Source organism: Streptomyces sp. G-G2 (assembly GCF_030063135.1).
GTDB lineage: Bacteria > Actinomycetota > Actinomycetes > Streptomycetales > Streptomycetaceae > Streptomyces.
On the sequence record NZ_JASISO010000009.1, the window covers coordinates 94,030 to 111,334 of the forward strand.

The window sequence follows — 17,305 nt, forward strand, 5'->3', positions numbered from 1 at the left end:
TGGAGATCCCAGATGAGTGCCGCCCTGTTCGAGCCCTACACCCTCCGCTCTGTCACCGCGCCGAACCGCGTCTGGATGGCCCCGATGTGCCAGTACAGCGCCGAGCCCGCAGGCCCGCAGGCGGGGGTGTCCCACGACTGGCACTTCGCGCACTACGCGGCCCGCGCGGTCGGCGGCACCGGACTGATCCTCCAGGAGGCCACCGCCGTCTCGCCCGAGGGCCGGATCTCCCCCTACGACCTCGGTATCTGGAACGACACCCAGGTCGAGGCGCTGCGCCGGATCACCTCGTTCCTCTCCGCGCAGGGCACTGTTTCCGGGATCCAGCTCGCGCATGCCGGCCGGAAGGCGTCGACCGACGCGCCCTGGAAGGGCGGCGCCCCGGTGGCGCCCGAGGCGGGCGGCTGGCGGCCGAGCGCCCCGAGCCCGGTGGCCTTCGCCGAGGGGCACCCCGTACCGCACGAACTGACGATGGCGCAGATCCAGGAGATCGTGGAGCAGTTCGCGGCCGCCACCCGGCGCTCGCTGGCCGCCGGTTATCGGGTCGTGGAGATCCACGGCGCGCACGGATACCTGCTCGGCGAGTTCCTCTCCCCGCACAGCAACCGGCGCACCGATGCCTATGGCGGTTCCTTCGAGAACCGGATCCGCTTCCCGCTCGCCGTCGTGGACGCGGTGCGGGCCGAGTGGCCCGAGGAACTCCCGCTGTTCTTCCGGATATCCGCCACCGACTGGCTGGAGGAGGACGGCTGGACCGCCGACGAGACGGTGCGCCTGGCCTCCGTACTCCTGGAGCACGGGGTGGACCTCCTCGACGTCTCCACCGGCGGGCTCGCTCCGCACGCCAAGATCCCCGTCGCCCCGGGCTACCAGGTGCCGTTCGCCGCGCGGGTCAAGTCGGAGGCGGGGGTCCCGGCGGCCGCTGTGGGTCTGATCACCGAGCCTGCCCAGGCCGACAAGATCGTGGCCAATGGCGAGGCGGACGCGGTGCTGCTCGGGCGGGAACTCCTGCGCGACCCGCACTGGGCCCGGCGCGCGGCCCGCGAACTGGGCGCGGAGATCCGGCGCCCGAACCAGTACCACCGGTCGTGATCCGGTCCTGACCCGATCCTGGGCGCTCGGGCGCGATGCGCGGCGGCCGGCGCCGCGCTGACGGCGATGCCGGCCGGGCTCAGGTGGTGGTGGCGGTCTCTGCGTGATCCGGCGGTGCGGCAGGTGCCCGCGGCGGCCTCCGCGAGGGCCGGGAGAACCGCCGCGCCGCAGCTGTGGGCGGCCGCGCCGCCCGCCGGTTCGCAGGGGTCGGGGCGCAATGCGGCCCCGCTGCCGCAGGCCGAATCCACGGCTTCTCCCTCATGCCGTGTACTACGATGGTTCTCGTACCATTGAGGCGTCAAGCGAGTGGAGGAGTACATATGACGGAGCCCAGCCCCACCACCCGTTCCCTCGATCACCCCACTCCCGCGGAGATCCGGCTGGAGAGCGTGCTGCATGCTCTCTCCGACCCGGTGCGGTTGTCTATCGTCCGGGAGTTGGCCGGCGGGAGTGGCGAACTGTCCTGCTCCTACTTCGCATTGCCGGTCACCAAGTCGACGACCACCCACCACTTCCGCGTCCTGCGCGAGAGCGGTGTCGTCCGGCAGACCTACCGCGGCACCACCAAGCTCAACGATCTGCGCCGACACGACCTGGACGCGCTCTTCCCCGGCCTCCTCGACGGCATCCTGACCGCCGCCTCGGCCGAGGCCGACCGCACCGAGAGCTGATCCGGAAACCTGCCCGGGCGGCGCCGGGAACACCCCCTCGGCGCCGCTCCGCACCGCCGTGCGCGGCCGTCCATCCGGAGTCGGGCCCGGGGCCGGGGCCCTCCGGGGGTAGGCCGCCAGAGAGCCGCTCGCGGCCTTGGTCTATGCGCTCTGAACTGGTCTTTCGTCTGATTTGGACCTACGGTTGACCTCTGGGGAAAGGGGCACCTGATGGACCGGAACATCCGCACCATCGACGACGTACTTCAGCTCATGGACGGCCTGTTCGCGCCGGAATCGGACCGCTGGACGGCCGGAGCGGCCGATTGGTGGGACGGGTTCTACGCGGACCGCGCCAAGCCCGTGCCGTTCTTCGTGGCGAAACCGGACGAGCACCTCGCCGAAGCCCTCGACCGGGGTCTGATCGCTCCCGGCCGCGCGCTCGAACTCGGCTGCGGCCCGGGCCGCAACGCCCTGCACCTCGCCTCACTCGGCTTCGAGGTGGACGCGGTCGACCTGTCCCCGGCGGCCCTCGCCTGGGCCGGGGACCGCGCCCGGGAGGCGGGCCTCGACGTCCGCTTCCACCACGGCGACATCTTCGACCGGCGCCACGCCGACTGGTCGGGCCCCTACGACCTGATCCTCGACTCGGGCTGCTTCCACCACGTGCCGCCCCACCGCCGGATCAGCTACCTCGACCTCCTCGACCGGGCCCTCGCGCCCGGCGGCCACTTCTCCCTCACCTGCTTCGCCGCCGGCGAGGCGGGCATGGGCTCCGAACTGTCCGACGCGGAGTTCTACGCGCACTCCCGCCTCCACGGAGGCCTCGCCTACACCCCGGAGTCCCTGCGAGCGGTCTTCGCCGACCTGACCGAGGTGGAGATCCGTCGGATGAACGACGAACCGCCCGAGTCCCTCCGCTTCGGTGAACCCTTTCTCTGGACGGCCCTGTTCCGCCGGGACGAACAGCCTCCGGACCAGGCCTAGTTACGGGGACCCCGCGCGGAGTCCCCGGGCGCCCTGGCCGTGAGCAACAGGCCCGCGAGCAGGGCCGCGAGGAGCAGGCTGCCCGCCGCCCACCAGAGGGACGTGGTGTAGCCGTCGAGCAGTTGCTCCCTGATCGACGACGGGCGCGTGGTGCTCAGGCGGCTGCTGACCATGGTGGCGATCAACGCCCCGCCGACCGCCATGCCCAGCTGCTGGGCGGCGGTCACGGTCGCCGCGGTACCGCCTGAGTACCGCGGTGCGACCGCGGCGGTCGCGGTGGCGAAGACCGCCGTGAAGGCCGCGCCGGTACCGAGGCCGACGAGCAGCATCCCCGGCAGCAGCTGGATGACGTAGGCGCTGTCGGGCTTCAGGCCCGTCAGCAGCAGCATCCCCACGGCCGCCGCCACCAGGCCCGCCACGATCAGGACCCGGGGCGCCGTGTGGGGCAGCAGGCGGCCGGAGATCTGGGTGGCGCCGATGACCGCCGCGCCGACCAGGGGCAGGAGGGCCGTCCCGGCCCCGGCGGGGGAGTAGCCGAGGAGGTTCTGCAAGAAGAAGGTCAGGAGCGGGAACAGGGCGAGGAAGCCGACCCCCGCCACGAGCATCGTGACGAAGCTGCCGACGCGGTCGCGGTCCCTGATGGTGGACGCCGAGAGGAGTGAGCTCGACGCGCTCCGCTGCCATGCCGCGAAGGCCCCCAGCAGGACGGTGCCCAGGGCGAGCATGATCAGGGCCAGCGGGGCCCAGCCGTTCGACGCGGCCTGGTCGAGGCCGTAGACCGCGGCGGCGAGTCCGCCGGAGCCGAACAGCACGCCGAGCACGTCGAAGCGGGGGCCGTCGCGGTCCGCGCGGTCGTGCACCAGGGTGAGCGCGCCGATCAAGGCGATCACGGCGACGGGGACATTGGCGTACAGCGTCCAACGCCAGCTCAGGGTCTCGATGAGCCAGCCGCCCGCGAACAGCCCGAGTGATCCACCACCGGCGATGACCGCGGCGTAGACGCCGAAGGCCCTGGCGCGTTCCCTGGGGTCGGTGAAGCCGGTCGAGACCAAGGACAGCCCGGACGGAGTCAGCAGCGCGGCGAAGGCGCCTTGCAGCGCGCGGGCCCCGGTCAGGGTGGCGGAATCGCCCGCGGCGCCGCCGAGCACGGATGCCGCCGCGAACCCGGCCAGGCCGATCACCAGCGCCCGCTTGCGTCCCATGAGGTCCGCGAGGTGCCCGCCGAGCAGCAACAGCCCGCAGAGGGCGAGCGCGTAGGCGCCCACCACCGTGCGCAGGCCGTCGGACGGCAAGTGCATGTCGGCCTGCACGGACGGCATCGCCATGTTGAAGGTCGTCGTCTGCAGCAGCACCATCAGCTGGGCCAGCGCGATCACCACCAGCCCCCACCAGCGCCTGGGGTGCGGCGGCGCCGCGTCCTGGCTCAAGCCCGGGAGCGGGGTCGCGGACCAGGCCGTCACGGGCGCGCCCGGCGGCGGCCCGAACCCCTGCCCGGCGCCGTACTGGGCCGAGGCCGTCGGGGCGTAGGCGGGCGGCGGGGGCAGCGCGGGGGTGGACGACTGGGGCTGGTGGGACGCCGCCGCGACCCGGGGATCCAGCTGTGCGACGGGTGTCCCGGCGGAGGCCTGGGCGGGGATCCGCGCGGCGGTCTCCGCGGGAGAGGCCGGCGCGAAGTCCAGCAACTCTGCCGCGTGCCGCCCGAGTTGCGCTAGCACCGCGCCCGGAAGCCACTCCGCGGCCCGGTCCGTCGCCGTGCGCTCCGCCACCTCCCGGGGGCTGGGCCGCCGGGCCCGGTCCTTGTCCAGGCACGCGCGGACGAGATCGAGGAGCGCGTCCGGCACGCCGGTCAGGTCCGCCTCCTCCTCGGCGACCCGGAAGAGGTGCGCGTTCAGCCCGGTGTCCGTCGCGCCGAAGAGGAGCCGTCCCGTGGCGGCGTAGACGAGGACGGCGCCCAGGCAGAACACGTCGCTGGCGGGGGTGAGTTCGAGGCCGCGGACCTGTTCCGGCGACATGAAGCCGGGTGAGCCGATCAGCATCCCGGTGCTGGTGTGCAGGCTGTCCCCGGCGAGGCTGTCCATCGCCCGGGCGATTCCGAAGTCGATGACCCGGGGGCCGTCGACGGTGACGAGGACGTTCGACGGCTTGAGGTCGCGGTGGATCAGGCCCGCCTCGTGCACGGCCTGGAGGGCGAGGGCGAGCCGGTTGGCGAGGGTGTGCACGGAGTCCTCGGGCAGCGGCCCGTAGTCCTTGGCGACCACGGTGGTCAGATCCGGCCCCGGGATGTACTGCGTCGCCACCCACGGCACGGCCGCGTCGGGGTCGGCGTCGAGCACGGCCGCCGTCCAACTCCCGCCCACCCGCCGCGCGGCGGCCACCTCGCGGGCGAAGCGCCTGCGGAACTCGGGATGTCCGGCGTACTCGGCCTGGACGACCTTCACGGCAACGGTACGTCCGCCCTCGGAGCGGCCCAGGTACACCAGGCCCATCCCGCCCGCGCCGAGCCGGGCGATCAGTCGGTACGGGCCTATGCGGGTCGGGTCTGCGGCAATCAGCTGGTCCACGGGGAGAAAGATAGTCCAACTCTCCAACGGGGGAGAGCCCATGGGGCGATTCCCGTGCCGCACCCCGCTGACGCGGTACCGGCCGCCGTGGCCGGAGGTCAGCCGGACGCCCCCGGCGCATCGGCCGCGTCGGGCGGCGCGGACGCCCGGAGCAGGCCCGGCCAGTCCGGGATCTTGACCGACCGGCGGCCCAGGGACCGGCCCAGATCCACCTCCGCCGACTCGATCGCCAGCCAGCCGGGCCACAGCACCGGCCGCAGGCCCGCCGCGCGCAGCGCGTCCAGGGGATCTCCGGGCAGCTCGCGCCGGGCCAGCGCCGCCGCGTCCTGGAGCAGCGAGGACGCGCTCTCCTTGGCGCAGGGCCGGTTGGTGCCGATCACCCCGGTCGGCCCGCGTTTGATCCAGCCCGCCACGTACTCGCCGACCGAGGCCCGGCCCCCGCGCAGCACCCGGCCCGCCGCGTGCGGGACCGTACCGCGCGCCGGGTCGAAGGGCAGGCCGGGGAGCGGTACGCCCTGGTACCCCACCGACCGCAGCACGAGCTGCGCCTCGAGGTCCTCGTAGGTGCCGGTGCCGGACACCCCGCCCCGGCCGTCCGGGCCGGTGCGTTCGAAGCGCACCGCCCTGACGTGCCCGTCCGCCCCGCCCAGCACTTCCACGGGCCGCAGGAAGAACCGCAGCGTGATCCGCCGGGCCGGTGCGCCGTCCCCGGTGCGCTCCCCGGCCGCGCTCCCGCTCCCGGGGCGCGCCGCCCACTCCCGCAGCACCTCCACGTTGCGCCGGTTCGCGGCGGGCAGCCCGGCCGCACCGCCCGGATCGGCGTAAGCCGGGTCCAGCGCCAGCTCGGCCGGGTCCACCGCGGTGTCCACCCCGGGCAGGGCGCCCAGCTCACGGAGTTCCTTGGTGGTGAACTTGGCCTGCGAGGGGCCGCGCCGGGCCACCATCGCCACCTCGCGCACCCCGCTCTGCGCCAGCGCCCCGAGCGCGGGCTGCGGCAGGTCGGTGGGCCGCAGCTCCGCCACGCCCCGGGCCAGGATCCGGGTCACGTCCACCGCGACGTTCCCCGCCCCGATCACGACCGCGGACCGCACCCCGTCGAGCCCGAAGGCCTCCCCGGCCGCGTCGGGATGCGCGCTGTACCAGGAGACGAAGGCGGTCGCGGAGCGCACCCCGGCCAGCTCCTCGCCGGGGATCCCCAGCATCCGGTCCCGGGCGGCGCCCACGCAGTACACCACCGCGTGGTACAGCTCCAGCAGCCGCCCGGTGGTCAGCCGCTCCCCGCCCACCTCGACGTTCCCGATGAAGCGGATCCGCTCGTCCTCCAGTACGGTCCGCAGACTGCCCTGCAGCGATTTGATCTTCTCGTGGTCGGGGGCCACCCCGTAGCGCACCAGCCCGTACGGGCACGGCAGCCGGTCCAGTACGTCGACCAGCACGCCCGGCACCTCGCGCTGCTGCACCAGGTTCTGTGCGGCGTAGACCCCGCTCGGGCCCGAACCGACCACGGCGATACGAAGCACGGAGGGTCTCCTTCCGCAGAGGATCCCAGCATCGCACCGCCGACCCGGACCGTCAGCCCATCGCGCGCATCCGGCTGATCTCGGCGCTCCGCTGGGCCACGACCTCGTTCGCCATCTCCTCCACCGCCGCGTTGTTCCCCCCGGCCAGGGCCTCGCCCGCCCTTTTCACGGCCCCTCGTGGTGGGCGGTCATCAGGCGCAGGAAGAGCCGGTCGACGTCGGCGCCGCGGGCCTCGCCCAGCTCCCTGAGCTGCTCGGGGGTGGCCATGCCCGGCATCTGCCGCGCCCCGGGTCCGGCCGCGGCGGAGCCGTGGTCGTGGGCCCCGGAGCCGCCCGTCGCCGCGCCCCCGCTCGCGGTCCCCTTCCCGCTCTCCGTCCCGCCCTGCGCTTCCGGGTGCCTGGCCAGCCAGCTCTCCGTGACCGCGATCTCCGGCCGCTGCGCCGCCGTGATCCGCTCGGCGAGCCGTTTGACCGGTTCGGCGGCGGCGCGTTCCGGGGCCGGCGCGCTCATCGTCAGCGCCTGCCGGTGGCGGTCGGTCATCCGTCGTCCTGCCGTCGAAGGACCTCGCCGCCGGGGCCTACGGCTCGACGACTGGCGCACCGAGAGCGCCAAGTGGGTCTGGACGGACCGGTTGAACGTCCAGTCGCAGGCCGCCTACCGCTGAGTCGCGCCGGTCCATGCGCGGGGCCCCCTGGGCCTGAGGGCCTAGCGAAACGTTCCGTCGGGCGGCCCGCAGTCCGGCGGAACCCCCAGCTCCCACTCCAGCCCGTACCGCTGGAACAGCTCCGCCCGCAGCCGGGGCGCGGCCATCGGCGCGCCCGGCAGCACCACGGCGAACACCGCCCCCATCAGCAGGGCCCGCAGCAGCGGGTAGTCCCGCTCCGGGTCCACCTCCGGATCGCCCGCCCCGTACCGGGCCACCGCCTCCCGCAGCAGCTCCGCCAGCCGCCGCTGCTCCGGGCACTGCACGAACCCCTCGTTCGAGAGGATGCCCGCCATGTGCGTCCGCATCAGCAGCGGATGCTGGAGCCCCAGCCCCAGGACGGCGTCGATCGCCCGGGCCAGCAGCTCCCGCCCGGCCCGCGCGCCGGTGGGCTTCGGTTCGCGCTCCAGCGCCTCGTCCAGGGCCTGGTGCATCAGCCGGTGCACGGCCGACTGCAGCAGTTCCCGCTTGCCCGGGAAGTAGTACGAGATCAGGCCGCGGGCGGCGCCGGCCCGGTCCGCGATGTCCCCGAGGGTGGTGGCTTCGTAACCGCGTTCGCCGACGAGTTCGGCCGTGGCCTGCAGCAGCCGTTCCCGGGAACGTCTGCGCAATTCTTCATTGACCGATGGGCTGCGCGGGACCATGCTTGCTCCTGCGTTGACTGGCTCCCGGCCAATATACTCAGCGCGCGGAATCGTTGGTGGTGGGCGACGCGGGGGATCGCCCACCACCGGCCGTTCCGGAGGGCGCGAGCCCTCCTCCCGCTCCGCCGGCGCGGCCCACCGCGCCGATCGTGAAGGCCGCCAGGGCCGCGCCCAGCAGCCAGCCGCCCGCCACGTCCGACAGCCAGTGGACGCCCAGGTACACCCGGGTGAAGCCGACCCCGGCCACGGACACGAGCGCCGCCGCCCACGCCGCCGCCCGGACCGCCCGCGAGCGGGGGGCCAGCCACAGCAGCAGCCCGCAGACCACCGTCGCCGTCAGCGCATGCCCCGAGGGGTAGGCCGCGAAGTGCCCCGAATCCACCGGATCCGGCCACACCGGCCGCGTACGCCCCACCGCCGCCTTCAGCCCCTGCTGCACCGCCGCCGCCACGAGCACGGCCGCGGCGCACCACCACGCGCGCACCCGTTCACCGCGCCGCCACAGCCACAGGCACGCGAGGGCGGTCAGCGCACGCATCGTCCAGGGGTCCCAGACCCAGTCGCTGAGGAACCGCACCGCCCCGGTGACCCCCGGATGCCCGACCGCGTAACCGTGCAGCCCCCGGGCGACCCGGCCGTCGAGGGAGAGCAGCGGTGACCAGTCCACCACCACCAGAGCGGTCAGCGCGGCGGCGAGCAGCACGCACACGCCCCCGATGAGGGTCCCGGTCCTGCTGCTGGACCTTCGTTCACGATCGCCGGTCATCCGCCGATCCTCGCACCGATGGCCCCGGAGGCTACGTCAGCGCGCTGAGCCCCGGTACGAGCGCCACCAGCAGCGGAACCGCCGGCACCAGCGCGGCCAGCGCGGTCAGCCGCAGTCTGCGTACGGGGGAGAGCCGGGGCGCGGCCGTGAGCAGCCGCCGCACCCGCAGCGGCACATGGGCCTGCGGGGCGGGGCAGGGTCCGAACACCCCGCGGTCCTCGTTGAGCCCGACCAGGGCCAGGGCCACGGTGAGCCGCCCGTAGCGCCGCGAAGCCACGTCGTCGGCCGCCAGCTCGACCAGCCGGTGCATCTCCGCCTCGAACGCTGCGAACACCGGGACCTGCGGGAACCCGCTGGACAGGGCGCGTGAGCAGTGCAGCAGCCAGTCGTGCCGGGCCACCGCGTGACCCCGCTCGTGCGCCAGTACGGCGTCCAGCTGCTGCCCCTTGAGGCGGCCGAGCGCCCCCGTGGTGACCACCAGCTGGGGCGCCGTGCCCGCCAGCCACCACGCATCGGGGCGCCGCCCCTCCAGGACGACGAGCCGGCCGCTGTCGGGCTCCTCCCCGGGCAGCAGCGGAGCCCGCACCCGCAGTTCCGCCCGCGCGGCCCGCCTGCGCGAGCGGGCCCGTAGCACCTCGACGGTCAGCATGGCCCCCGTCCACACCGCGCCGCCCGCGAGCGCCAGCGCGGTCCCGGTGGCCCAGGGGCCGCCGCCCCCGCCCAGCCCGTACGCGTCCACGACCCCGCGCGGCGCGGCCGAGAAGAGCGGGCCGCGCACCGCCAGCCAGGCGGCGGCCGCGCTGAGCAGCATCGACAGGGCCAGGCACAGGAGCACCGCGGCCACCACGCACTGCCACACCCACAGCGCCACCACGGGCTCGCGCTCGGGCCACTCGGCACGGGCCAGCAGTCGGGGGGCGAGGAGGGAGGTCAGGGCGCCGAGGAGCAGGAGAACGCCGGGGACCATCATGGGCCGCATTTTATGAGGGCGGAGCTACCGCGGGGTATGGCCCCCGCCCATTGGTGACGCACGACACGTCCCCCGGCGCCACGACCACCACCGCACGCACGACACGTCCCCCGGCCCCACGACCGCCGCCGCCGGGGCACGGCCGGGGCGCGCCTCACATCGTGAGCAGCATCGCCAACATCCCTATGCCCATGGCCAGTCGGCAGGCCCGCGTCAGCTCGCCCGCCCCCGACCCCACGGTCTCGGCCCCCGACCCCACGGTCTCCGCGCCGGGCCCCGAGATCCCCGCTCCGGACCCCGCGGCCTCCGCTCCGGGTGTCGCCGCCTCCGCCCCCGGTCCCGGGACGCCGTAGGCGCCCACCGTGACGCCCGCCGTCACCAGCCGCGCCCCGCCGAGCAGTACGTACCCCGCGAAGTAGAGCAGCAGCGCCCCGGTCACCAACGGCAGCCCCTGCGCCAGTCCTTGACCGTGCCCCGCGCCGTGGCCGCCGGGCGAGCCGTGGCCACCGGCCGCGCCCGGCCCCGCGGCCATCGTCACCGCCATGTAGACCATGGCCAGCGACCCGACCAGGTGGTGCGCGTGGTGGACCCCGCCGCGCAGCAGCCACAGCGCGTGCAGCGCGGCCGCGCAGAAGACGGTCAGCAGCACCCCGCCGCCCCAGGCCCCGGTGCCGGTCGGCGCGGCCATCACCGCCATGCCGATGCCCATCAGCGCCTCACCCGACGCGGCCCCGCGGGCGGTGCGGGCCGTTCTGCGGGCCCGCAGCAGGCAGTACGCGCCGCTCATGGCGCACAGCGCCACCAGCAGCCAGGCGGAAACAGCTGCGGAGTCGGACAGGGACATCGTGGGACCGTGCACGGCGGAACCCCCCGGTTCGTCGGCGTCACGGGAAGAGATGCCCGCCGCAGAGGGGCCGCACGCCGCTCCGGGTTAGGCTCTCCTGACCACACCCGGCTTGTCATATGCCAGCTTTTCTGAACGGAGCCGCCCGATGTCGACCGCCGAGCCCACCCGCACCACGGCCCTCAGTTTCCGCACCGCCACGGACGCGGACGTAGTGGCTCTGGTGGCCCTCGTGGAGTCGGCGTACCGGGGTGAGGCCAGTCGGGGCGGCTGGACGACCGAGGCGGACTACCTCGACGGTCGGCGCACCGACGAGCGCGGGGTGCGCGAGATCATCGCGACCCCCGACAGCACCCTCCTGGTGGTCGAGCGCGACGGCGCGCTCGTCGCCTGCTGCCACCTCCAACACCGGGGTGACCACGCCTACTTCGGGATGTTCGCGGTCCGCCCCGAGCTCCAGGGCGCGGGCCTCGGCAAGGAGATCATGGCCGAGGCCGAGCGCCGGGTGCGGGAGCAATGGGGCGCCACGGAGATGCACATGACCGTGGTCAACGTGCGCGAGGAACTCATCGCCTACTACGAGCGCCGCGGCTACCGGCGTACGGGCCGGCTGAGCCCGTTCCCGTACGGCGACGAGCGCTTCGGCATCCCGCGCCGGGACGACCTGGCCTTCGAGCTGCTGGTCAAGCAGCTCTGAGCCACCCGCCGGACCCGGGCCGGACCGCGCCCGCGCGGACCGAGCCCATGCCCGAACGGCACCGGCGGCCGGACCGGCCGGAGCCGGGGTCCGGCCGGTCCGGGATCCCGGTCAGGCCGTGAAACGGCCCGTACGCCGGATCTCCGGGAGGTCGGTCACGGCCCCGTCCAGTTCCAGCGCCCGCGCCAGCTTCAGCCGCTCCTGGGTGTTGACCGTCCAGCCCGTCACGCGCAGCCCGGCCGCGTGCGCCGATTCCACCGTTTCCAGGGTCACGCGGCGGATGTCGAGGTTGAGGGCCTCCGCTCCGACGGCCAGCGCCCGTTCCACGAGGTCCCCGCCGTGGCGGCTCGCGCTCAGCACCGTGCGTACTCCCGGCACCAGCTCGGCGATCCCGGCGAGCACCGCGTCGTCTCCGCAGGAGACCAGGACCCGGGTGGTCAGGTCCCGGCGCAGCAGCACCTGCGCCAGTGCCCCGGCGGCCGCCTGGTCGCGGACCGAGGCCAGCAGCGGGAGGCCGACCGCGTCGAGCACCTCCTCGAAGACCGGGACCCGCTCGCCGTGCCCGGCATCGAGCCCGCGCAGTTCCGCGAGGGTCAGATCGGCGACGGACCCCGAGCCGTCGGTGGTCCGGTCCACGTCGGCGTCGTGCAGGACGACGAGGACACCCTCCTTGCTGAGCCGGAGATCCAGGGCGATGGCGTCCATGCCGGAACGCTGTGCGCGGACGAACGACCGCAGGGTGTTCTCCGGTTCGACACCCATGACTCCGCGGTGACCGATGGTGAGGAAAGTCAAGGTTCTCTCGCTTCCGTCGACGGCGGCTCCCCCACGCGGTCGCGGTGTCCCGACCGTCCGCGTGGTGAAGGACGCATGCTAGTGCGCCGACGGTGCGTTGGGACCGCCCGTGCGGCGCCCCGGCAGGACCGCCCGGCCGGTTCCCGCCAAGCGTTGTGCACGGCGCGCGCGGTGGCGCGGCGTCACCCTGCCGTGGGCGCGTCCCCAGCGCCTTGACCGGGCCCCCCGGAAGCCTCCAGCGCCGCGAGGTCCGCGAGCATCGCCCCGGCGAGTTCCAGCTCGGCCAGGTGCTGGCGTTCGCTCCAGCGCAGGGTCAGCCGGGGGAAGGCCCACCCCGCCTCGTCACCGGCCCGTTCCAGGGCCGCCCGTACGGAGTCCAGCTCGCCCCGGGTGCGTTCCACGTGCTCCTCCACCAGCGCCCGGAGCCGCTCCGGCTCGGCCAGGTGTCCCAGCCACACCCGCAACAGCAGCCCGTGCTTGAGCACCGGAGGGCCCGCCTCCGCGGTGTCGGAGGCCCAGCCGGTCAGGGCCGCGCGCCCCGCCTCCGTGATGGCGTACCGCCGCTTGGCGCGGACCTCCTCGGGTCCGGAGCGGGTGGAGGCGGCGTACCCGAGGTCCTCCAGGCGGCGCAGTTCGGCGTAGACCTGGCTGATCGCGGGCGACCAGTAGAAGAAGCGGAGGGAGGAGTCGGCCCACTTCTTCAGCTCGTACCCGGTGCGCTCCCCGGGGAAGGACAGCAGTCCGAGCACCGCCCACGCGGTCGCCGGGAGACCCGGCTTCCCCGGCTCTCTGCGTCCCGGCTCCTGCTTGTTCGAAATCTGACTACTAGCCATATTCCGAATTGAAGTGAGGCCGGGCACGGGACGCAACCCTGGAGGCATCGTGACATTCTCCGTGATCTTCGAAGCGCGGCTCGCCGACCCGGCCGTGGAACGGGAGCACCAGGTCATCCGGGACTGCGCGGAGCAGGCCGCGCCGGCCGAGCGGACGGGATTCGGCCGGATAGGGGCCGTCGAACACCACGCGCTGGAGTGGTCCGCACGCATGTCCGCACCCGAATGCTTTGCTCGGCGGATGGGTCGACGGGTTGTTGACCTTCGACAAGGTAGAGGGTGGAGGGGGTGTGCGCGAGGCCGTGACCTGGAATTCCAGCCAGCGACCTCGCCGAGTGCCTCTCGTACGTCGATGGCGGCCGGGGCGAGGGTTCAGTGGGCGGCGATGACGATGACGGCGAGAATGCCGAACGCGATCAGCACGTACGGAGTTGACGCGGCCACTCGTTCACCGCGCCTGCTCCTGCCGTGCGCGGCGCCGGGCCTCCCACCCGAGCCGCGTCACGACGCGGGCTCTCGGGCGGGGCGACATGAGGGGTCGCGGATGTCGTGCTCCCAGATGGGCGGATGGGAGTCCGGCGCGGAGTGCCGGATGTTCTTGTGGCCGCCGGACTTGATGATGAGCTCGCAGCGGTGGCAACGCTGCCCGGCGGCCCCGGCGGCCCCGGCGTTCACGCCCGCTCCAGCGTGTCCGGGGCGGCGGTGAACTCGCGCCCGTCGGAGCCCCGTACGTACGCGGTCCGGGCGTACTCCTGACGCCCCGCCACCCGCCCGATCGGTTCCCGGACCACGGCCATCAGCTCGCCCTCGCGGTCCGTCCGGGGGTCGCGGACCTGCTGGTGGAGGAGGGGGTGACCGATATGGCCGAAGCCGTTGTCGGTCACGCTCTCACGGACTTCCATGGCGGTGCTCCTTGCCGTCGACTGCGGGTGGTGATGCCCAGCGTGCCGTCGCAGAGGTCCGGTGACGAGGACTTCTCTTGGCCTCATGAGGTCCTGAAAGCGGCCTTCTGGGCGCGATCCGGGTGAAACGTGGCCGTTATGCGGACTTCCTGGGAGAGTGGCCACATCCCTTACGCACCAAGGAGGTTGGGATGGCCCAGGGGCCCAGCAACACGCGCTTCAAGGCGGCCCGGCAGGCCGCGGGCTTCACCTCGCAACAAGCCCTCTCGGATGCCCTGCGGGCCCGATTCGGCGTCAACGTGAGCCCACGACAGATCCGCCGCTACGAGGGCGCGAACCCGCCGCTTCCGTACGCCGACTGCCAGCGAGCACTGATCAGCCTGCTCCACGTGTCGACGATCGAGGAACTCGGCTTCGCCGCGGGTCCCGCGCCCGACACCGCGGGTCGCGTCCTACGCACCCCGGCCGCCGCACCCATGCAAGGCAGCAACGCGGCCCAACCCGCCAGCACCGGCAACGACTACGCCGCAGTCACCCGCTCGCACAGGCGCCTCTACTGGGCCGTCGCACCCGCAACACTCCACCCCGCGGTCACCGCCCACGCCGTCCTCGGCACCGCACTCTTGCCCGCGACGAGCGGCACCCCCCGCCGCACCCTCGCCGCTGCGCTCGCCGAGTCCTGGCTGCTCGCCGGCCGGGTGGAGTTCTTCGACCTGTCCGAGCCCGCCCGGGCCCGAGACACCTGGCTGCGCGCGCTCTCCGCCGCCGGAGAGGCGGACGACCCGCTCCTCGGCGCGGCCGTCCTTGCGCACACCGCGTTCATCCCCGGCTGGGCGGGAGACCAGCGGGCCGCCGCTGAGCGGATGGTGATGGCCCGTACCTACGCTCGCCGCGCCCCGGCGTCCGCCGAGTTCCTCGCCTGGCTCGACGCGGTCGAGGCCGAGTGCGAGACCCGCTGCGGCAACACGCGTACCGCCCTGAACCTCATCAGCCACGGCGAAGACGTCCTCACGGCCGGCAACGAGCACGCGAGCCCCGAATGGATGGACTGGTTCTCGGCCGTCAGGCTCGCCGCGTTCAAGGGCAACACGCAGCTGAAAGCCGGGCACCTGCCGCAGGCCCGCGAGACGCTCCTGGGCGTCCTCGGTGCACTGCCCGCCGAAGCGGACAAGCAGCGCACCGTCACCCTCGGGGACCTCGCCGCAGTCGAGGCCGCCGCCGGACGGCCCGAGGCCGCGTGCGACTACGCGGTCCGCGCTCTCGAACTACTGGAGACGCACTGGTACGCCACCGGGATGGCGCGGATCCAGGACGTACGCCGCGACCTCGTGCCGTGGCAGCACGAGGCCTGCGTCCGCGCCCTCGACGACCGGCTGTACAGCTGGGGTGCGACGCTCAGCGCCCTTGCGCATTGAAGTCGGCGATCCGCGCCGGAAGTTCGGAGAGGCTGTCGACCCTGAAGGTCGGCAGCCTCTTCGCTTCTTCCGTATCCCATTGGATCGTGGCCCACGGGCCGCGGCGAATCAGCGCGGTGAGCATGCCCGCAGCGGCCCCGGGGCGCAGGTCGTTGTCGACGCGGTCGCCGACGTACAGGATCTCGGCGGGGTTGAAGGGCGTCACCTCGGCGACCCGGTCGAAGAACAGCTGATCGGGCTTGCTGGCACCCCAGTCGTCGGAGGTGCCGATCAGGTCGACGTCGCTGGTGAACAGACTTCGCAGAATGCCGCCGGCGCGTACCGTCTGGTTCCCGGCGATGCCCAGCCACAGGCCGTCCGCGCGGAGCCGAGCGAGGGCGGGCCGGACGTCGGGGTACAGGTCGGACTCGTCGAAGTGCTCCGGCTTGCCCGCGGCCGCGCGGGCCTCCCGCTGCTCGGTGAGGTCGAAGCCGGGCCGGAACTCCTGGAACACCTCGCGGTAGTCGCGGCCCTGCGCCACGACCGCGCCGAACATCGCCGCGAACGTGTGCCGCGGGACGCCGAGCCAGTCCGCCCACGTGCCGTACTCCCGGGTCTCGTCCACGAGGCACTCGCCCACGTCGAAAACCACAGCGCGAATCGTCATGGCCGCAGCGTATCGACCAGGCCCGGAGGCACGAAAGCGCCCCTCCCGCCCGTAGCTTCCGCTCCAGTGGTCGTTGCAACACCCCAGTTCGCAGGCGTGTCCGGAAACGCTCCGGCAGGGGGGTGAGAAGGTCAACCTCTCCTTCCGGGGGGTATGAGGGCCCCTTGTCCGCGCGGGCTCCGCGCCCGGCCCGCTCCCGCTCACCCGTGGAGGTAGTCCCCGTGTTGCCCAGCCCCGACCGGCTCGACCCCGGTGCCCGTCCCCTCGTCGACCTGATGACCGCGGCCTTCCCCGATCTGGGCGGCCGGGTCACCGACGCTGGTTCCGCACGCCGGATCATGGCGGCCGCCCCCGCGCCGCCGGTCGATCCGCCCGCCGTCGGTTCCGTCGAGGACCGCGAGGTGCCCGGGCCCGCCGGGACCCCGCCGCTGCCCGTGCGCGTGTACCGGCCCGATCCGCGGCAGTGGCCCGGGGCCCGGCCGACCGTGGTGTTCTGCCACGGCGGGGGCTGGGTGCTGTGCGACCTCGACACCCACGACACCACCGTGCGGGAACTGTGCCGGGTCTCCGGCGCGGTCATCGTGTCCGTCGACTACCGCCGGGCCCCGGAGGCCCGGTTCCCCGGACCCGTGCTCGACGCCTACGCCGCCCTGTGCTGGGCCGCGGAGCACCTGGCGGACCTCGGTGGCGACCCCGGGGCCCTCGTCGTCGCCGGGGACAGCGCGGGCGGCAACCTCGCCGCCGCGTCGGCGCTGCTGGCCCGGGAGCGCGGGGGACCGGCGGTCGCCCTCCAGGCGCTGGTCTACCCCGCGCTGGACGCCGCCCAGGACAGCGCCTCCGCCCGGCGCAACGCCGAGGGGTACTTCCTGACCGCCGCGCACATGCGCTGGTTCTGGGAGCAGTACCTGGGCCCCGACGGGGACGGCGCCGATCCGCTGGCCTCACCCCTGCGGGCGGACCTCGCGGGGCTGCCGCCCGCCCATGTGGTCACCGCGGGCTGCGATCCGCTGTGCGACGACGGGTCGGCGTACGTCCGCGCCCTGCGCGAGGCGGGCACGAGCGCGCGCGAGGACCATCATCCGGGGATGTTCCACGGATTCCTGGGGCTGTCGGGGCTGCTGCCCGCGGCCCGCGCTGCCCTGGACGGCGTAGGCGAAGCGATCGCACGGACGGCCTCCAGCGGGAAGAATTGCGGCGCAGATGGGGGTCGCGCAGGATAATTTCCGGCTTTTCCTCTTGAGTAGGAGAGTCTCACGCGCTTACGCTGTCCAGACGTGAGG

General features: G+C 73.9%; 19 protein-coding genes. 6 read left to right on the top strand and 13 right to left on the bottom strand.

Going from position 1 to position 17,305, the window contains the following annotated elements:
* Positions 1 to 12: 12 nt before the first annotated feature.
* The 3 genes from QMF80_RS10010 to QMF80_RS10020 all read left to right on the top strand — a co-directional run bounded on the left by QMF80_RS10010 (position 13) and on the right by QMF80_RS10020 (position 2,729).
* On the top strand, positions 13 to 1,092 hold the full coding sequence (locus QMF80_RS10010; protein WP_283451715.1) for an NADH:flavin oxidoreductase/NADH oxidase: 1,080 nt from the start codon (positions 13 to 15) through the stop codon (positions 1,090 to 1,092).
* Positions 1,093 to 1,412: 320 nt separating this feature from the next.
* The gene (locus QMF80_RS10015) at positions 1,413 to 1,763 is read left to right on the top strand and encodes an ArsR/SmtB family transcription factor (RefSeq protein WP_283451716.1); all 351 of its coding nucleotides are present in this window, start codon (positions 1,413 to 1,415) and stop codon (positions 1,761 to 1,763) included.
* A 210-nt stretch (positions 1,764 to 1,973) separates the two neighbouring features.
* Positions 1,974 to 2,729, top strand: a complete 756-nt coding sequence (locus tag QMF80_RS10020; RefSeq protein ID WP_283451718.1) for a class I SAM-dependent methyltransferase — start codon at positions 1,974 to 1,976, stop codon at positions 2,727 to 2,729.
* Here the strand turns inward: QMF80_RS10020 and QMF80_RS10025 are convergent.
* The 8 genes from QMF80_RS10025 to QMF80_RS10060 form a co-directional block, all read right to left on the bottom strand.
* A complete protein-coding gene (locus tag QMF80_RS10025; RefSeq protein ID WP_283451720.1) occupies positions 2,726 to 5,290 on the bottom strand; it encodes an MDR family MFS transporter in 2,565 nt (854 codons plus the stop codon). The genes QMF80_RS10020 and QMF80_RS10025 overlap by 4 nt on opposite strands.
* A gap of 98 nt (positions 5,291 to 5,388) precedes the next feature.
* Positions 5,389 to 6,810 (bottom strand): FAD-dependent oxidoreductase, encoded by a 1,422-nt coding sequence (locus tag QMF80_RS10030; protein ID WP_283451722.1) that lies wholly within the window; start codon positions 6,808 to 6,810, stop codon positions 5,389 to 5,391.
* Between the two features lie 52 nt (positions 6,811 to 6,862).
* Positions 6,863 to 6,979, bottom strand: a complete 117-nt coding sequence (locus QMF80_RS10035; RefSeq protein WP_283451724.1) for a DUF305 domain-containing protein — start codon at positions 6,977 to 6,979, stop codon at positions 6,863 to 6,865.
* Positions 6,976 to 7,350 (bottom strand): DUF305 domain-containing protein, encoded by a 375-nt coding sequence (locus QMF80_RS10040; protein ID WP_283451727.1) that lies wholly within the window; start codon positions 7,348 to 7,350, stop codon positions 6,976 to 6,978. Before QMF80_RS10040 ends, QMF80_RS10035 begins: the two co-directional genes overlap by 4 nt.
* A gap of 165 nt (positions 7,351 to 7,515) precedes the next feature.
* Positions 7,516 to 8,157 (bottom strand): TetR/AcrR family transcriptional regulator, encoded by a 642-nt coding sequence (locus tag QMF80_RS10045; protein ID WP_283451728.1) that lies wholly within the window; start codon positions 8,155 to 8,157, stop codon positions 7,516 to 7,518.
* 37 nt (positions 8,158 to 8,194) lie between these two features.
* Positions 8,195 to 8,923: a phosphatase PAP2 family protein gene (locus tag QMF80_RS10050; RefSeq protein WP_283451730.1), complete on the bottom strand. Its 729-nt coding sequence runs from the start codon at positions 8,921 to 8,923 to the stop codon at positions 8,195 to 8,197.
* Positions 8,924 to 8,954: 31 nt separating this feature from the next.
* The gene (locus QMF80_RS10055) at positions 8,955 to 9,893 is read right to left on the bottom strand and encodes a M56 family metallopeptidase (protein ID WP_283451732.1); all 939 of its coding nucleotides are present in this window, start codon (positions 9,891 to 9,893) and stop codon (positions 8,955 to 8,957) included.
* 154 nt (positions 9,894 to 10,047) lie between these two features.
* Complete coding sequence (locus tag QMF80_RS10060) at positions 10,048 to 10,737, bottom strand: DUF5134 domain-containing protein (RefSeq protein ID WP_283451734.1); 690 nt, start codon at positions 10,735 to 10,737, stop codon at positions 10,048 to 10,050.
* Positions 10,738 to 10,885: 148 nt separating this feature from the next.
* On the opposite strand from QMF80_RS10060, the gene QMF80_RS10065 reads away from it, so the two are divergent.
* Positions 10,886 to 11,434: a GNAT family N-acetyltransferase gene (locus QMF80_RS10065; protein WP_283451736.1), complete on the top strand. Its 549-nt coding sequence runs from the start codon at positions 10,886 to 10,888 to the stop codon at positions 11,432 to 11,434.
* A gap of 111 nt (positions 11,435 to 11,545) precedes the next feature.
* On the opposite strand, the gene QMF80_RS10070 is transcribed toward QMF80_RS10065, so the two are convergent.
* The 4 genes from QMF80_RS10070 to QMF80_RS10090 all read right to left on the bottom strand — a co-directional run bounded on the left by QMF80_RS10070 (position 11,546) and on the right by QMF80_RS10090 (position 13,964).
* Entirely contained in the window at positions 11,546 to 12,229 is a 684-nt protein-coding gene (locus tag QMF80_RS10070) for a glycerophosphodiester phosphodiesterase (protein WP_283451738.1), read from the bottom strand.
* A 182-nt stretch (positions 12,230 to 12,411) separates the two neighbouring features.
* Entirely contained in the window at positions 12,412 to 13,062 is a 651-nt protein-coding gene (locus QMF80_RS10075; protein ID WP_283451740.1) for a PadR family transcriptional regulator, read from the bottom strand.
* A gap of 501 nt (positions 13,063 to 13,563) precedes the next feature.
* Positions 13,564 to 13,737: a hypothetical protein gene (locus QMF80_RS10085; RefSeq protein ID WP_283451887.1), complete on the bottom strand. Its 174-nt coding sequence runs from the start codon at positions 13,735 to 13,737 to the stop codon at positions 13,564 to 13,566.
* Positions 13,734 to 13,964, bottom strand: coding sequence for a hypothetical protein (locus tag QMF80_RS10090; RefSeq protein ID WP_283451742.1), 231 nt, complete (start codon positions 13,962 to 13,964; stop codon positions 13,734 to 13,736). Before QMF80_RS10090 ends, QMF80_RS10085 begins: the two co-directional genes overlap by 4 nt.
* A 191-nt stretch (positions 13,965 to 14,155) precedes the next feature.
* On the opposite strand from QMF80_RS10090, the gene QMF80_RS10095 reads away from it, so the two are divergent.
* The gene (locus QMF80_RS10095) at positions 14,156 to 15,379 is read left to right on the top strand and encodes an NsdA family TPR-like regulatory protein (RefSeq protein ID WP_283451743.1); all 1,224 of its coding nucleotides are present in this window, start codon (positions 14,156 to 14,158) and stop codon (positions 15,377 to 15,379) included.
* Here QMF80_RS10095 and QMF80_RS10100 read toward each other — a convergent pair.
* On the bottom strand, positions 15,360 to 16,025 hold the full coding sequence (locus tag QMF80_RS10100; protein WP_283451745.1) for an HAD family hydrolase: 666 nt from the start codon (positions 16,023 to 16,025) through the stop codon (positions 15,360 to 15,362). The genes QMF80_RS10095 and QMF80_RS10100 overlap by 20 nt on opposite strands.
* A 221-nt stretch (positions 16,026 to 16,246) precedes the next feature.
* Between QMF80_RS10100 and lipP1 the strand changes: the two genes are divergently transcribed.
* Positions 16,247 to 17,245, top strand: coding sequence for a LipP1 family hormone-sensitive lipase (gene lipP1 / locus QMF80_RS10105; RefSeq protein ID WP_283451747.1), 999 nt, complete (start codon positions 16,247 to 16,249; stop codon positions 17,243 to 17,245).
* Positions 17,246 to 17,305 lie beyond the last annotated feature (60 nt).